Genomic DNA, 15,154 nt, shown 5'->3' with positions numbered 1-15,154 from the left:
TTATTTCTCACTATCGACCAGGCCGCGCACAAAGGCACGCTGCATCACTAAAACAATCACTACTGGTGGGATCAGGGTTAACAACATCGCCGCCATCACCGAGTTCCATTCCGTGGTGCCTTCGCCAGTGGCGATCATCCCTTTAATCCCTGCCACGGTGGTGCCGAGATCAACGTCGGTAATAATCAACAACGGCCACAAATACTGGTTCCAGCCGTAAATAAAGGTGATCACAAACAGCGCCGCCAGATTAGTTTTGGACAGCGGAAAAACGATGTCGCAAAAGAAACGCATTGGCGACGCGCCGTCGATCCGCGCCGCTTCCACCAGCTCATCCGGCAGCGTCATAAAGAACTGGCGGAAAAGAAACGTGGCGGTCGCCGAGGCCATCAGCGGCAGCGTTAAACCAGCGTAGCTGTCGAGCATCTTCAGATTGGCGATGACTTCTACCGTCGGGAAGATACGCACTTCAACCGGCAGCATCAGGGTGATAAAAATCATCCAGAAGAAGAGGTTACGTAGCGGAAAACGAAACCAGACAATGGCAAATGCCGAGAGCATCGAGACGGTAATTTTGCCGAGCGTAATGCTGAACGCCATCACAAAGCTGTTAAGCAACATCCGCCAGAACGGCGCGCTATTCGTGCCTACCCCGTTCACCCAGATGTTGTGGATGTTTTCCAGCAGATGCGTGCCGGGAATAAGCGTCATCGGCGCGGCGTAAACTTCTTGTTTATCCAGCGTCGCCGCAACAAACGCCACGTACAGCGGGAAGAGGATCACCGCGATCCCGAGGATCAGCATGGTATGGCTGAATATTGTCAGCCACGGACGGTTCTCAATCATTGGTAACGCACCTTGCTTTCAACATAGCGGAACTGCACCACCGTCAGCACGATGACGAGGAACATCAACACCACCGACTGCGCGGCAGACGAAGCCAGATCCAGTCCGGTAAAGCCTTCGCGGTAAATCTTATAAATCAGCGTCGTGGTGGCCTGAACCGGCCCGCCGGACGTGGCGGCGTCGATCACCGGGAAGGTGTCGAAGAAGGCATACACCAGGTTCACCACCAGCAGGAAGAAACTCACTGGCGCAATAAGCGGCAGCGCAATCTTAAAGAAGCGGCGAATCGGCCCTGCGCCATCGATGGCTGCAGCTTCGATCAACGAACGGGGAATGGATTGCAGCGCGGCATAGAAGAACAGGAAGTTGTAGCTGATTTGCTTCCACACCGAGGCAAACACCACCAAAAACATCGCCTGACCGCTGTTTTGCGCGTGGTTCCAGTCGTAGCCGAACTCTGCGAGAAAATGAGTGATCAGCCCGCGACCGGGGTTAAACAGGAAGATCCACAATACGGCGGCAACGGCGGGAGCCACGGCATACGGCAGCAGCATTAAGGTTTGATAGAAACGGCTGCCGCGCACGATGTACTCCACCAGCGCCGCGAAGAACAACGACACCAGCAAACCGCTGACGGTGACAAAGGTGCTGAATTTTATCGTCGTCCAGAAGGAGTCGAGATAGTAGCTGTCATGGAACAGCGTGACGAAGTTATCCAGGCCGACAAACTGGCTGGAGAAACCAAACGGATCGACGCTTTGTAGCGAGTACCACAACGCTTCGCCCGCAGGCCAGATAAAAAAGATAACGGTGATGATGAGCTGCGGCGCGACCAGCAAATAAGGCAGCCAGCGCGAGCGAAACACCGGACGGGATGATGACATTACGGTTAATTCCTGAACTGTGCCGGATACGCTTCGCTTATTCTGCCTACACACGATGGCAGGTCGGATAAGCGAAGCGCACCCGACATTTCACTGGTTAAGACTTCGTCGATTTCTCAAAGCGGCGCAGCAACTGATTCCCACGCTCAACGGCGGTATCCAGCGCCTGCTGTGGCGTCTTCTTACCGGTCCACACGCTTTCCAGTTCTTCATCCACAATCACGCGGATCTGCGGCATGTTGCCCAGACGCAGCCCTTTGGTGAACGGCAACGGCGGCTTGTTCAGCATCTGACGCGTCGCGGTATCCGCCCCGGGGTTTTTCTCGTAAAAGCCCTGCTCACGGGTCAGGTCATACGCCGCTTTGGTGATTGGCAGATAACCGGTTTTCTGATGCCACTCGGCAGCGTTTTCTGGCTTCGCGAGGAAGTCGAGAAACTTCGCCACGCCGGTATACGTTTCTTTATCTTTGCCCTGCATCACCCACAGGCTGGCCCCGCCGATAATGGCGTTTTGTGGCGCACCTTTCGCATCGGCGTCGTAAGGCATCATGCCTACGCCGTAGTTGAATTTGGCGTACTCGCGAATGTTGGCAAGCGAACCGGAAGAGGCGGTGGTCATCGCACAATCACCGTTATAGAACTTCTCGGTGGATTCATCCTTACGCCCGACGTAGCTGAAGTCGCCCTTCTTGTTCATCTCTTCGAGCATGGCGATGTGTTTCACCTGCTCCGGCTTGTTGAACTCAAGCACCGCGTCTGTGCCGTCAAAGCCGTTGTTTTTGCTGGCAAACGGCAGGCCGTTCCAGGCGCTAAAGTTTTCCAGTTGGATCCAGCCCTGCCAGCCGCTGGCGTAGCCGCACTTCATACCGGAGGCTTTCAGTTTCGCGGCATAGTCCGCCAGATCCTGCCAGGTTTTCGGCGGCTGCTCCGGGTCTAATCCTGCTTTCTTGAAGGCGTCTTTGTTGTAATAGAGAACGGGAGTCGAGCTGTTGAACGGCTGGGAGAGTAAGTGGCCCGTTTTGCTGTCGGAGTAGTAACCGGAAACCGTCGGCACAAACTGCGACTCATCGAATTGAATCCCCGCCTCTTTAAACACGTCATATACCGGTTTAATGGCTTTCGACGCCATCATGGTGGCGGTGCCAACTTCATAAACCTGCAAAATAGCCGGAGCGTTGCCGGTACGAAATGCGGCAATCCCCGCACTTAAATTCTGTTCGTAGTTGCCTTTATAGGTCGGTACAATTTTGTAATCCGGGTTTTCAGCGTTAAAACGTTGAGCCAGAGAATCAACCTCTTTACCCAGTTCCCCTTCCATAGAATGCCAGAAGGGAATAGTTGTCACTGCCTGCGCATTGCCCATTAACGCCAGTCCGAGCGCCAGTGCTGAAGCTGTATAATGTAACGGTTTCATCGTTTATCTCTCTTGTTGTACCGAATGCGCGAATTCACGCGTTTTATGCTCGCGGGGTAACATGACATGCTCGAATTACAGAAAAATAACTCTTTTGTTACATTTTTAAGATAGTAAGGTGTCAGAAAGATGACAAGGCGGTGACGGCGTGGGTGAGGGAAAATGGGAGATGGGGCACGGATATCCCGAGAATGCACTGAAAAGAGGCGATTAACGACCAGCTAATCGCCAGAACGCCTTACCATGAAGAGCAAAAATGGCAGCAAATTCTGCATCCAGTTTTGCTGCCCGTTGAGAAGTACATTTTTCAATTTTAACAATAGATTGCCGCTACACTGGTCTAACGGCAAAGAAGATTTTCATCGCACCATACTCTGCTTCAGCCGTTCATTGGCGGCCTTAATCCATTCCCGGTGGTGTTTTCTATAATGAGGTCTTGAGCGTTTAGCCGTATCAACCACAGCAACATACTGCTCGTTGGCTTCACGTAACCGACTCATTTTCGCCAGCATTTCCGCATAGTAAATACGCGCCTGCGGGCCAGGGTAATAAGAAATCAACACCTCAAACTCGCTTTCCGCATCAGCGTATTTTTCTTGTGCGGCTAAGGTTCTGGCAAATAACAAATGCCCGTCTGCCGACTGAAAATCAGGGTTATAACGCATCACATCTTCCAGCGTCTGCTGACAGGCGGCGAACTCCTGAATGGCAAACTGTGCCTGCGCCAGGCTTAACATCATTGCCGCTTCATGGACGAATATCCCGCTTAACGCCTGCTGATAATGGGGAACGGCTTCGTGATAACGCCCAAGGCGCGCCAGTTCATTAGCCAACGCATAATGGTTTTGATTAGTCTCGGCAATCGCCAGCTCTTCGGTTAATTTGCGCAGGTGGCGTTCCGGGTTGATTTTGTCCTGCAGACGCATCAGCAAAGTACGCCCGTGACGGTCAGCGCCCGTTTCAGGCAGCATCACCATGACGAAATACGCCACGCAGCCAATCACCGGAAAACAGAAGATGATAAAAATCCAATACCGCTCTTGTCCGGAGCGATACGCGTGAATACAGCAAAGCAGTTCAAGCATGACGACAACGGCATAATGCATGGGAGGGAACCTTTCCGTGGCAAATAAGTGGTCTGGTTTTAATCCTCCCGGTCAGTCGAAACAAGTCTGTAAACGGACGAAGAACCCGGCAGAACTTAGCTGCCGGGTTATTGATAATTTACCCGCCTAAATACGCACTTCTCACTGCTTCGTTCGCCAGCAGCGCATCGCCGGTATCGGAGAGCACAACATGGCCGTTTTCCAGCACGTAGCCGCGATCAGCGAGCTTCAGCGCCTGGTTGGCGTTCTGCTCGACGAGGAAGATGGTCATCCCCTTCTCGCGCAGCTGCTCGATGGTGTCGAAAATTTGCTGGATGATAATCGGCGCAAGACCTAGCGATGGCTCATCAAGCAACAACAAACGCGGGTTGCTCATCAGTGCGCGACCAATCGCCAGCATCTGCTGTTCACCACCAGACATCGTTCCCGCCCGCTGAACACGGCGTTCATGGAGACGTGGAAACAGCTCATACACCCACTTTATGCGCTCCTGAAACTGGTCACGTTCGGCAAAGAAGCCGCCCATCGCCAGGTTCTCTTCCACCGTCATCCGCGAGAAGACGCGACGCCCTTCCGGGACAATCGCCACCGCTTCGCGCATGATTTTCGCCGTCTGCCAGTCGGTAATGTCTTTATCATCAAACACAATTCGCCCGCTGGTGGCGCGTGGATCGCCGCATAACGTGCCGAGCAAGGTGGTTTTCCCCGCCCCGTTCGCGCCAATCAGCGTGACAATCTCGCCCTGATTGATATGCAGGCTCACCTCATGCAGCGCCTGGATTTTGCCGTAGTGGGCGCTGACTTTGTCAAAGGACAACATGACTTTTTCCATCTTATGCCTCACCTAAATAGGCACGGATCACGTCCGGGTTATTACGGATCTGCTCCGGCGTACCGTTTGCCAGCGGCGTCCCCTGATTAACCACGTAAATTCGGTCTGAAATTCCCATCACCAGCTTCATATCGTGTTCAATCAACAAGATAGTAGTGTTGTGATGGTTACGCAGTTCGGCAATCAGTTCATCCAGCTCTTTCGTCTCTTTCGGGTTAAGACCTGCTGCCGGTTCGTCGAGCATTAAAATCTCCGGCTGCGTCACCATACAGCGGGCGATCTCCAGACGGCGCTGGTCACCATAGGCCAGGTTACTCGCCTGACGGTTAGCGTGTTCCAGCAAACCAATGCGCTCAAGCCAGGTGGCGGCGCGGTCGAGCGCTTCGCTCTGGGCGCGGCGGAAAGAAGGCGTTTTCAACAGGCCAGAGAACAGCCCGGTTTTCAGTTGCTGATGCTGCGCCACCAGCAGGTTTTCAATTACCGTCATTTCACGGAACAGACGCACATGCTGGAAGGTGCGCACCACGCCCATGCGGGCGATTTGCTGGCCGGGCAAACCTTCCAGATGCTGATCGCGCAGTAAAATGGTGCCACCAGTGGGTTTGTAGAATCCGGTCAGGCAGTTGAAGACCGTGGTTTTTCCGGCACCGTTAGGGCCGATTAACGAGACGATTTCCTGCGGGTACAGTTCAAGATTGACGTTGTTCACCGCCAGCAGGCCGCCGAAGCGCATCATCAGGCCGTTAACAGATAATAATGGCTGACTCATGCCTGCTCTCCTTTCGCTGCACCGTTTTTCAGCTTCAGTTGCGGGCGCGTCATGGGCAGCAAGCCCTGCGGACGCCAGATCATCATCAGCACCATCAAACCACCGAGCATTAACATGCTGTATTCGTTGAAATCACGCATCAACTCGCGCGACACCACCAGCAGAACTGCCGCCAGAATCACTGCAAATTGCGAGCCCATACCGCCGAGCACCACTATCGCCAGTACAAAGGCTGATTCAGCAAAGGTGAAGGATTCCGGGCTGACAAAGCCCTGGCGCGCAGCAAACAGCGTTCCGGCAAAACCGGCAAACGCGGCGCTGATGGTAAAGGCAGTCAGCTTGATACGACGCGGGCTTAAGCCCAGCGAACGGCAGGCGATCTCGTCTTCACGCAACGCTTCCCACGCACGCCCCAGCGGCATCCGCAGCAGGCGGTTAATGACAAACAGGCTTAGCACCACCAGCAGCAACGCCACCAGGTAGAGGAAAATGACGCGATCGGAGGGATCGTATTTCAGGCCAAAGAAATTACTGAAGGTGTCCCAGCCACCTTCACGGGCGGTACGGCTGAACTCAAGGCCGAAGAAAGTCGGTTTCGGGATCTGACTGATTCCGTTCGGGCCGCCGGTAATTTCGGTGTTATTGAGCAGCAATATGCGCACAATTTCGCCGAAACCGAGGGTAACGATCGCCAGATAATCACCGCGCAGACGCAGCACCGGAAAACCGAGCAGGAAGCCCGCCGCCGCTGCCATCAACCCGGCAATCGGCAGACAGGTCCAGAACCCAAGACCGTAATAGTGATTGAGCAGTGCAAAAGTGTAAGCGCCGATGGCGTAAAAGCCGCCGTACCCCAGCACCAGCAGGCCGGAAAGCCCCACCACCACGTTCAGCCCGAGGCCGAGGATAATGTAGATCATGGTCAGGGTGGCGATATCCACCGTCCCACGCGACACCATAAACGGCCACGCCACCGCAAGCACCAGCAGCGCCACGAGGAACAGTTTCTGTTTCACTGTGGAGCCATCAATCGCGGGCAGAATAAACTTCGGCCCGGAAACGCTTTTCAACCCTTTCTGGAACGCAGGTCGCAAAAGCTGGAAGAAAAAGACCACCGCCGTGCCGATAAACACCCACTCCCAACGGACATCCGAAGCGCTGTCGACCACCAGTTTGGTGCCATCCAGCTCCAGTTGCACGCCCATAAAGACGCCAGCGAGGACAAAGAACATCGCGGCAGAGAGCAGCGCCATTGCAATATGCATCGGTTTCATACTTTCTCTACCTCCGGGCGACCCAGAATACCGGTCGGCATCACCAGCAGCACCAGAATCAGCAGGGCGAATGAGACCACATCTTTATATTCCGTACTCAGATAGGCAGAAGAGAGCGCCTCCGCAATCCCCAGAATCAGGCCGCCAATCATCGCTCCCGGAATGCTGCCAATCCCACCGAGCACCGCCGCGGTAAAGGCTTTCATCCCGGCCATAAAGCCGATGTAGGGGTTAATTACGCCGTAGAACTGACCGAGCAGCACACCCGCCACCGCCGCCATTGCCGCGCCAATCACAAAGGTCAGCGCAATCACCCGGTCGGTGTTAATGCCAAGCAGGCTCGCCATTTTCAGATCTTCCGCGCAGGCACGACAGGCGCGCCCCATGCGGGAATAGCGAATGAAAATCGTCAGCGCCAGCATGGCGAGGAAAGTCACAATCCAGATCACCGCCTGCATGGTGGTAATAGAAGCAGAGAAGTTTTCGCTATGGCCCACCACCCACTGACCGTTAAACAGGCTGGGCAGCGCTACATCACGCGAACCTTCGGTCAGGCTGACGTAGTTTTGCAGGAAGATGGACATACCGATTGCAGAGATGAGCGCAATCAGGCGCTTAGAGTTGCGCACCGGGCGATAGGCCACCCGTTCGATACTCCAGCCGTAGGCGCTGGCAATGACGATTGCGCCGACGAATCCCGCCGCCACCAGCAGCCAGCCGGTATCAATACCCATCATCATCAGCGTGGCGATGATCATAAATGAGACATAGCTGCCAATCATATAAACCTCGCCGTGGGCGAAGTTGATCATGCCGATAATGCCGTAAACCATGGTGTAGCCGATGGCAATCAGCGCGTAAGTACTGCCCAGCGTGACGCCGTTAAACATCTGCTGCAAGAAATACAAAAACTGCTCAGACATAAGGTAACCTTTCTAAACCCGCCCGCATTTTACGGGCGGTGGGATGATCACTTGGCTGCCGTGGATGAACCGTCGGCGTGCCACTGGAAGACACCAAAATCAAATCCCTTAAGATCGCCTTTTTCATCCCAGTTCAGCGGCCCAATCACGGTGTTTGCACCGTTTGCTTTTAAATCTTTCACCAGCGCCAGCGGCTCATCGCTGCCGGTACGCTCAAGGGCAGTTGCCAGAGATTGCACCGCCGCGTAGGTGATCCAGACATATGGCCCGGATGGATCTTTCTTGTCTGCTTTCAGCGCATCAACGATGCCCTGGTTTGCCGGATCCTGGTCATAGCGTTTTGGCATGGTCACCAACATGCCTTCAGCGGCATCACCGGCAATATTCGACAGCGACGCATTACCCACACCTTCCGGCCCCATAAACTGAGTTTTCAGGCCAACGGAACGGGCCTGGCGCAGCATCTGCCCCATTTCCGGGTAGTAACCGCCGTAGTAAACGAAGTCGATGTTTTCTTTTTTCAGGCGGGCAATCAGCGCAGAGAAATCTTTCTCGCCAGCGGTAATGCCGTCGAAGAAAACGACGTTGGCATTAGCCGCTTTCAGACTGTCCTGCACCGAACGTGCCAGCCCTTCGCCATACTGTTGTTTGTCGTGAATGATGGCGATGCGCTGGGGCTTCACCGTCTCAAGAATGTATTTTGCCGCCGTTGGCCCCTGGGAAGAGTCCAGCCCGGCAGTACGCATGATGTGTTGATAACCGCGTTGGGTCAGCTCCGGATTGGTCGCTCCCGGCGAGATCATCAGAATACCTTCGTCTTCATAGATATCTGACGCAGGTTGGGTAGAAGAAGAACACAGATGACCAATAACGTATTTAATGCCGTCGTTAACGATTTTGTTGGCGACCGCAACGGCCTGTTTCGGGTCGCAGGCGTCGTCATATTCCACGCCAACCAGCTTATCGCCTTTAATTCCCCCTTTGGCATTGATGTCTTTGATTGCCTGACGCGCGCCGTTAAATTCCATATCGCCCCACTGGGCAACCGGGCCGGACATCGCGCCGACAACGGCAACTTTAATATCGTCGGCTAAAGCCGTGTGTGATATTGCCAGTGCAATCATCCCTGCGATGATAGTTTTCGCATTCCGTTTCATTATTCAAAATCCCCACTCGTAATGTTGTGTTGCTTTGTTTTTATGTGTTAACAAATCAGACTGTTCTTTTTTTATACTGCACTGTTTTTACCTGTCTGATTAAGGGTTTAGCACAGCATATTGTGATAATAGCGATTAAAACCCCTATTTTTCAGTCGATTAAGAACAGATAATATTCTGAATTTATTGATAGATAAACAGAAAAAAGCGTCGTTGTCAGCATAAAATAACGGCATAAAGGGCGGAATAATTCACTACCATTCAGGGGATTATGCTGGACAATTTTCATTCTCTAATGTTTTAACTTTGTAATTATTGCTGAAAAAAAATTAATCACCTGCCAAAAGAAATAAAAAAGAGAAAGCCTCCGATTAAATTATTTCGCTACACTGGTTCCACTTTTGTGATTTACACGGGTTACCCATGAAGCTGACCATCATTCGATTAGAAAACTTTAGCGACCAGGACCGGATTGACCTGCAAAAGATCTGGCCGGAGTATTCCCCTTCCTCTTTACAGGTTGACGATAACCACCGTATCTACGCCGCGCGTTTTAACGAGCGCCTGCTCGCTGGCGTGCGGGTAACCTTGAGCGGCACCGAGGGAGCACTGGATTCCCTGCGCGTGAGGGAAGTCACCCGCCGTCGTGGTGTGGGGCAATATCTGCTGGAAGAGGTTTTGCGTAACAATCCTGGCGTTTCATGCTGGTGGATGGCGGATACAGGCGTGGAAGATCGCGGTGTGATGACGGCGTTTATGCAGGCACTGGGATTTACGGCACAGCAGGGCGGCTGGGAGAAGCGTTAATCGCTCTGTGTAAAAAGCAGTTCAATGGATTTGGTTGGGAAAAATAACGCATTTTCGTTTTCCCCGACTAAAGGGATAAAGCCCAGCGACTGATAAAACGTATGGGCTTTTTCATTCAGCGCCTCGACAAAAAGACCGTGAATACCTACCGCTAAAGAGGCTGACCAGACGACTTTCATGGCATGAGCAACCAGTGTTGCTCCCCATCCCTGCCCCTGTATTGAACGATCAATTGCCAGACGCCCAAGAGTGACGCTGGGAATATTTTTGTAGGGAATTTTTTTCTGTTTCGATTTCGAGGGCAATGCGGCTCGTTCAAAACAACTGCCGGATAATGTGTAATATCCTAGGACCTGACGTTCTGGAGTGTTGCGACAAAGGATATACGCTCGCAGAATTTTGTTGCGATGTTGACGAACGAGATGTGTCGTCAGAAAGAGATTTAACGCTTCCTCGCCGCAGTCGAATCGCTGTAGATCATAATCTGCATCATCGGTCAGAATCTCTATCGTCAGATCATCCATAAATTATTACATTCCCTGAAGACGTTTTGCCGCGCGTTTTAGCTTTTCACCTGGTGACGGGGGATTACTCAGCGCATCCATCACCCGCGTCCAGGATTCCTCATTGAGGATCACCCGCCGATGCTGTTCAATCACTTCCGCAGCCCGCTGCGAAGCGCTGTTCAACATAAATTGGCTGACGGACTGATTAGATATCGCTGCCGCTTCCTCAATCATACTTTTGTCATCGTCAGTTAAACGCAGATCGATACGCTGCTTTTTAACAGCAGACATGTGAACTCTCCTGCTCCGTATAATATGTACGGCATATCACCGTACAATAAGCATATCCTGGATTGTTTAATCTTTCTACAACCATTTCGACAAACACAAAAAAACCCGATGGACGTTAAGCGCATCGGGCATTTTCATTTATCTATCTGTTACTTCGCATCAGTCGCCGTGCCGTTGGCGTGCCAGTCAAATACGCCGAACTCAAAGCCTTTCAGATCGCCTTTCTCATCCCACGTCAGCGGCCCCATCACGGTATCCACCGAGTTCGCTTTCAGGTATTTCGCGATCTCAGCCGGATCGTCAGACTGATTCAGGCCCGCCTGCAAAGATTGCAGCGCGGCGTAGGTGGTCCAGACGAACGCGCCGCTTGGATCCTGTTTTTTCGCTTTGATAGCATCAACAATGGGTTTGTTCGCCGGAACCTGATCGTAGTTCTTCGGCTTGGTCACCAGCAGCCCTTCCGCTGATTCGCCCGCAATGTTAGACAGCGAGACGTTAGCCACGCCTTCCGGCCCCATAAACTGAGTTTTCAGCCCTGCCGCGCGTGCCTGACGCAGGATTTGCCCCATTTCCGGGTGATAACCGCCGTAGTAAACGAAGTCGATATTCTCTTTCTTCAGACGCGCCACCAGCGTTGAGAAATCTTTTTCCCCGGCAGTGATGCCATCAAAGAACACCACGTTAGCATTACCTTTTTTCAGGCCGTCCTGCACCGCACGCGCTAGACCTTCGCCGTACTGTTGTTTGTCGTGGACGATAGCAATACGCTGCGGTTTCACTTTCTCAAGAATATATTTCGCCGCCGTTGGTCCCTGGTCAGAGTCCAGGCCAGTGGTGCGCATAATCAACTTATAGCCACGCGCGGTCAGCTCTGGTGCGGTTGCCGCAGGGGTGATCATTAAAATGCCTTCGTCTTCGTAGATATCAGACGCTGGCTGTGTTGATGAAGAACAGAGGTGACCAATCACGTATTTAATGCCGTCGTTAACGACTTTGTTCGCCACCGCGACCGCCTGTTTCGGGTCACAAGCATCGTCGTATTTTACGATTTGCAGTTTGTTACCTTTAACGCCGCCTTTGGCGTTGATATCCGCTACCGCCTGCTCTGCGCCAGTAAACTCCTGGTCACCGTACTGCGCCACCGGGCCAGACATCGCGCCCACGACCGCAACTTTAATATCTTCCGCCAGAGCCATATTGCTGAATGCCAGCGCGATACATCCTGCCAGTAACGCTTTACCCTTTATATTCATCCTGAGAATCCCCATTCTTCTGGTTATTACGTGTGTTGTGGTGTTGTGATTCAGCACTTTATTTCGTTTTATGCATGACCACCCGTGCTTTAGCAGCATACTCTGCTAAAACATACCCCATTTTTATGATATTGGAATAGCTATTTTGACAGTTTATTAACAATCTGCGTGGGGATTGGCGTTTTGCCGGAGGGGGAAATTGATTATTGCAGAGGCCCAAAAAACAAAAACCCCGGACTCTCATCCAGGGTTCTCTGCTTAACAGCGAAAATTACGCTTCAATAGCAGCGCGAAGTTTTTTCATCGCGTTCTTTTCCAGCTGACGCACACGTTCAGCGGAAACACCGTAACGATCAGCCAGTTCCTGCAACGTGGACTTGTTGTCTTCGTCCAGCCAGCGCGCGCGGATGATGTCCTGGCTACGCTCGTCCAGACCCTGCATCGCGTCGGTCAGGCGGTTTGCCGCCTGCTCTTCCCAGTTATCATCTTCAATGCCGTCGGCAAAGTTAGATGATTTATCCTGCAGATAGAGCACCGGTGCCATCGGTTGGCTGTCGGAATCGTCGTCGGAAGACAGGTCAAAGGTCATGTCCTGTGCCGCCATACGTGATTCCATCTCACGTACGTCTTTGCTGGTTACGCCCAGTTCACGGGCCACCATTTCGACTTCATCCTGGTTAAACCAGCCCAGACGCTGCTTGGTTTTACGCAGGTTGAAGAACAGTTTGCGCTGCGCTTTGGTGGTCGCAACTTTGACGATACGCCAGTTACGCAGAACGTATTCGTGGATCTCTGCTTTGATCCAGTGAACGGCGAAGGAGACCAGGCGCACACCCACTTCCGGGTTGAAACGGCGCACTGCTTTCATCAGGCCGATGTTACCTTCCTGAATCAAATCCGCCTGTGGCAGGCCATAGCCCGCATAATTACGAGCAATATGAACAACAAACCGCAGGTGAGACAGGATCAGCGTTTTAGCTGCTTCCAGATCGCCATGGTAATGCAGCTTTTCAGCCAGCGCCCGCTCCTCGTCAGCCGACAACATCGGCCACGCGTTAGCTGCCCGGATGTAGGAATCCAGGTTGCCAACAGGGGCTAAAGCTAAACTTTGCATTTTGTCAGTCATTCAAATCCTCTCAATCGATATCTTCTGGCGCCTCAGTGGTAGCAACAACTGTGCCAGAGCTTAAGAGCAATGAGGTTATCATTCACTGTTTTATCAGACCGTGATTTTATCCACAAGTTCAATGCAACGCTGTGAATAAATTACGCACAAAATGTGACATAGAGATGAAATACCGGGAAGAGACAACGGGGTCTCTTTCCCTGCTACGGAACCCATTGCAGGGAAAGAGTATAACACGCTTTTATTATTCAGGCGTAAAATGGCGTAAATGTTGTACCGTGGCAAGCCAGGCTGCCACCCAGCCAATCATCGAACACACCAGCAGCAAAAGCAGACATTCATCGAACGATAAGCCATTGATATCAAACTTAGTTCCGAAAACCTGCGCCACTTCCGCCACCGCTGACGACAAACGCAGTACCAGAATTTCTGACAAAATTAATGACAACAATGCGCCAGAAAATCCCAGCAGTGCACCGCCGTACAGGAACGGGCGAAGGATGAAACCATCCGTCGCACCAATCAGTTTCTGCACGTTGATGGAGTCACGGCGAGCAAAGATGCTCAGACGTACGCTGTTGCCGATGACGAGGAACACGGCCGCCACCATCAATACGCCAATCATCGCCGAAACGCGCCCGACCAGCCCAGTCAACGCCGCCAGACGGGCAAACCAGCTGTCATCCATCCGCACTTCGTCAATGCCGTTAATCTGCGTGATTCGATCGCGCAGCGTATTCAGTGACTCCGTCCCCTGAAAATCGAGTTTTGGGATCACCACCGCTACTGCCGGAAGCGGGTTTTCTTCCAGCATATCCAGCGCACCACCAAAACCAGACCAGTTACGGAACTCGCCCAGTGCATCTTCACGAGAAAGATAGTTCACTTTCTCCACGCCCTGCTCGGCCTGTAGCTGCGCGACCACGCCCGCAGCGGCGTCATCATCCAGCGTTTTTTGCAAGTAAACGGTAATTTGCGGTGACGGATAATACTGCGTCGCCGCCTGGTTAACGTTTTTGTACACCATATAACAGACGCTTGGCAGCGTCAGGGAGATGGCGATGACCATCACGGTTAAAAACGTGGCGAACGGTTTGCTTTTCAGATCCTGCAAAGCGCCGTGGAACGCATAGCGCACCTGTTCGTTGAAAACGTTGGTTTTGCGATTTGCCGGTTTTGGCGAGGACTTCGCGCGTTTCGGCGCGTTACGCCCACCGTCGCCAGAGCCGCCAGCCGATTTACGGAAGCGATCAAGACGCCCGCCAAACTGCCGGATATGATTGATTGCATCGCGCTTATTCATGGCCCACGCCTCCATGCAAGTGACCATCGCTCAGGGTGAGCATGCGATAGGAACGTCGTGAAATCAGGTTGATGTCGTGTGTTGCCATCAATACTGTTACCCCAACGCGATTAAACTCTTCAAACAGACGTAAAATCCCTTCTGACAGCGCATCATCCAGGTTACCGGTCGGTTCGTCAGCCAGCAGTACCGCAGGTTTGTTCACCACCGCGCGGGCAATGCCAACGCGCTGCTGTTCACCGCCAGAAAGCTGTATTGGAAAGTTTTTCGCTTTGTCCAGTAGCCCGACTTTGTCCAGCGCCGCCGATACACGGCGACGAATATCGTCACCGCTGGCACCAGCGATAATCAACGGGATCGCCACGTTATCATAGACAGTACGGTCCATCAGTAGATGGTGATCCTGGAAAATCATGCCGATCTGGCGGCGCAGAAACGGAACTTCACGGTTTTTCAGACGCGTGATGTCATGGCCGCTAAACCAGATTTTCCCGGCGCTTGGCCGCTCAATCCCACAGATCAGCTTCAGGAGGGTACTTTTCCCTGCACCGGAATGACCGGTCAGAAACGCCATCTCACCCGGCTGCATATGAAACGTAACGCCCTGCAGCGCCTGTCTCCCACCGAGATAAGCCTTGCTGACATGTTCAAAGCGAATCATTG

16 protein-coding genes are annotated in these 15,154 nt (G+C 52.7%); 1 reads left to right on the top strand and 15 read right to left on the bottom strand.

Annotated elements, in window-relative coordinates:
• The 9 genes from ugpE to livK form a co-directional block, all read right to left on the bottom strand.
• Positions 1-846, bottom strand: coding sequence for a sn-glycerol-3-phosphate ABC transporter permease UgpE (ugpE, locus tag FFT88_RS02435; protein ID WP_000572183.1), 846 nt, complete (start codon positions 844-846; stop codon positions 1-3).
• The gene (gene ugpA / locus FFT88_RS02430; RefSeq protein WP_000099289.1) at positions 843-1,730 is read right to left on the bottom strand and encodes a sn-glycerol-3-phosphate ABC transporter permease UgpA; all 888 of its coding nucleotides are present in this window, start codon (positions 1,728-1,730) and stop codon (positions 843-845) included. Before ugpA ends, ugpE begins: the two co-directional genes overlap by 4 nt.
• 97 nt (positions 1,731-1,827) lie before the next feature.
• Positions 1,828-3,144 (bottom strand): sn-glycerol-3-phosphate ABC transporter substrate-binding protein UgpB, encoded by a 1,317-nt coding sequence (ugpB, locus tag FFT88_RS02425; protein WP_130221358.1) that lies wholly within the window; start codon positions 3,142-3,144, stop codon positions 1,828-1,830.
• Positions 3,145-3,503: 359 nt separating this feature from the next.
• Entirely contained in the window at positions 3,504-4,250 is a 747-nt protein-coding gene (locus FFT88_RS02420) for a tetratricopeptide repeat protein (protein ID WP_135405476.1), read from the bottom strand.
• 118 nt (positions 4,251-4,368) lie between these two features.
• On the bottom strand, positions 4,369-5,082 hold the full coding sequence (gene livF / locus FFT88_RS02415; RefSeq protein ID WP_130221357.1) for a high-affinity branched-chain amino acid ABC transporter ATP-binding protein LivF: 714 nt from the start codon (positions 5,080-5,082) through the stop codon (positions 4,369-4,371).
• A gap of 1 nt (position 5,083) precedes the next feature.
• Positions 5,084-5,851: a high-affinity branched-chain amino acid ABC transporter ATP-binding protein LivG gene (gene livG, locus FFT88_RS02410; RefSeq protein WP_000082101.1), complete on the bottom strand. Its 768-nt coding sequence runs from the start codon at positions 5,849-5,851 to the stop codon at positions 5,084-5,086.
• Complete coding sequence (gene livM, locus FFT88_RS02405; protein WP_000803777.1) at positions 5,848-7,125, bottom strand: branched chain amino acid ABC transporter permease LivM; 1,278 nt, start codon at positions 7,123-7,125, stop codon at positions 5,848-5,850. The genes livG and livM overlap by 4 nt, the downstream gene beginning before the upstream one ends.
• Positions 7,122-8,048, bottom strand: a complete 927-nt coding sequence (gene livH, locus FFT88_RS02400) for a high-affinity branched-chain amino acid ABC transporter permease LivH (protein ID WP_135405475.1) — start codon at positions 8,046-8,048, stop codon at positions 7,122-7,124. Before livH ends, livM begins: the two co-directional genes overlap by 4 nt.
• A 47-nt stretch (positions 8,049-8,095) precedes the next feature.
• Positions 8,096-9,205 carry a high-affinity branched-chain amino acid ABC transporter substrate-binding protein LivK gene (livK, locus tag FFT88_RS02395; protein WP_135405474.1) on the bottom strand — a complete coding sequence of 370 codons (1,110 nt, stop codon included), beginning with the start codon at positions 9,203-9,205 and terminating at the stop codon, positions 8,096-8,098.
• A gap of 423 nt (positions 9,206-9,628) precedes the next feature.
• On the opposite strand from livK, the gene panM reads away from it, so the two are divergent.
• A complete protein-coding gene (gene panM, locus FFT88_RS02390) occupies positions 9,629-10,012 on the top strand; it encodes an aspartate 1-decarboxylase autocleavage activator PanM (protein WP_135405473.1) in 384 nt (127 codons plus the stop codon).
• Here panM and ataT read toward each other — a convergent pair.
• From ataT to ftsE, 6 genes are all read right to left on the bottom strand, one after another.
• The gene (gene ataT / locus FFT88_RS02385; protein ID WP_135405472.1) at positions 10,009-10,536 is read right to left on the bottom strand and encodes a type II toxin-antitoxin system toxin acetyltransferase AtaT; all 528 of its coding nucleotides are present in this window, start codon (positions 10,534-10,536) and stop codon (positions 10,009-10,011) included. The two genes, panM and ataT, sit on opposite strands and share 4 nt — an antisense overlap.
• 6 nt (positions 10,537-10,542) lie before the next feature.
• A complete protein-coding gene (gene ataR, locus FFT88_RS02380; protein ID WP_001277108.1) occupies positions 10,543-10,809 on the bottom strand; it encodes a type II toxin-antitoxin system antitoxin AtaR in 267 nt (88 codons plus the stop codon).
• A 149-nt stretch (positions 10,810-10,958) separates the two neighbouring features.
• A complete protein-coding gene (gene livJ / locus FFT88_RS02375) occupies positions 10,959-12,062 on the bottom strand; it encodes a branched chain amino acid ABC transporter substrate-binding protein LivJ (RefSeq protein ID WP_130209078.1) in 1,104 nt (367 codons plus the stop codon).
• 271 nt (positions 12,063-12,333) lie between these two features.
• On the bottom strand, positions 12,334-13,188 hold the full coding sequence (gene rpoH / locus FFT88_RS02370) for an RNA polymerase sigma factor RpoH (RefSeq protein WP_000130217.1): 855 nt from the start codon (positions 13,186-13,188) through the stop codon (positions 12,334-12,336).
• Between the two features lie 244 nt (positions 13,189-13,432).
• The gene (ftsX, locus tag FFT88_RS02365; protein WP_130209080.1) at positions 13,433-14,491 is read right to left on the bottom strand and encodes a permease-like cell division protein FtsX; all 1,059 of its coding nucleotides are present in this window, start codon (positions 14,489-14,491) and stop codon (positions 13,433-13,435) included.
• Positions 14,484-15,152, bottom strand: a complete 669-nt coding sequence (gene ftsE / locus FFT88_RS02360) for a cell division ATP-binding protein FtsE (RefSeq protein WP_000617723.1) — start codon at positions 15,150-15,152, stop codon at positions 14,484-14,486. The genes ftsX and ftsE overlap by 8 nt, the downstream gene beginning before the upstream one ends.
• Positions 15,153-15,154 lie beyond the last annotated feature (2 nt).

The organism is Escherichia sp. E4930 (assembly GCF_005845405.1).
In the GTDB taxonomy this organism is placed as follows: domain Bacteria; phylum Pseudomonadota; class Gammaproteobacteria; order Enterobacterales; family Enterobacteriaceae; genus Escherichia.
This window is presented reverse-complemented; position numbering and strand designations above follow the sequence as displayed.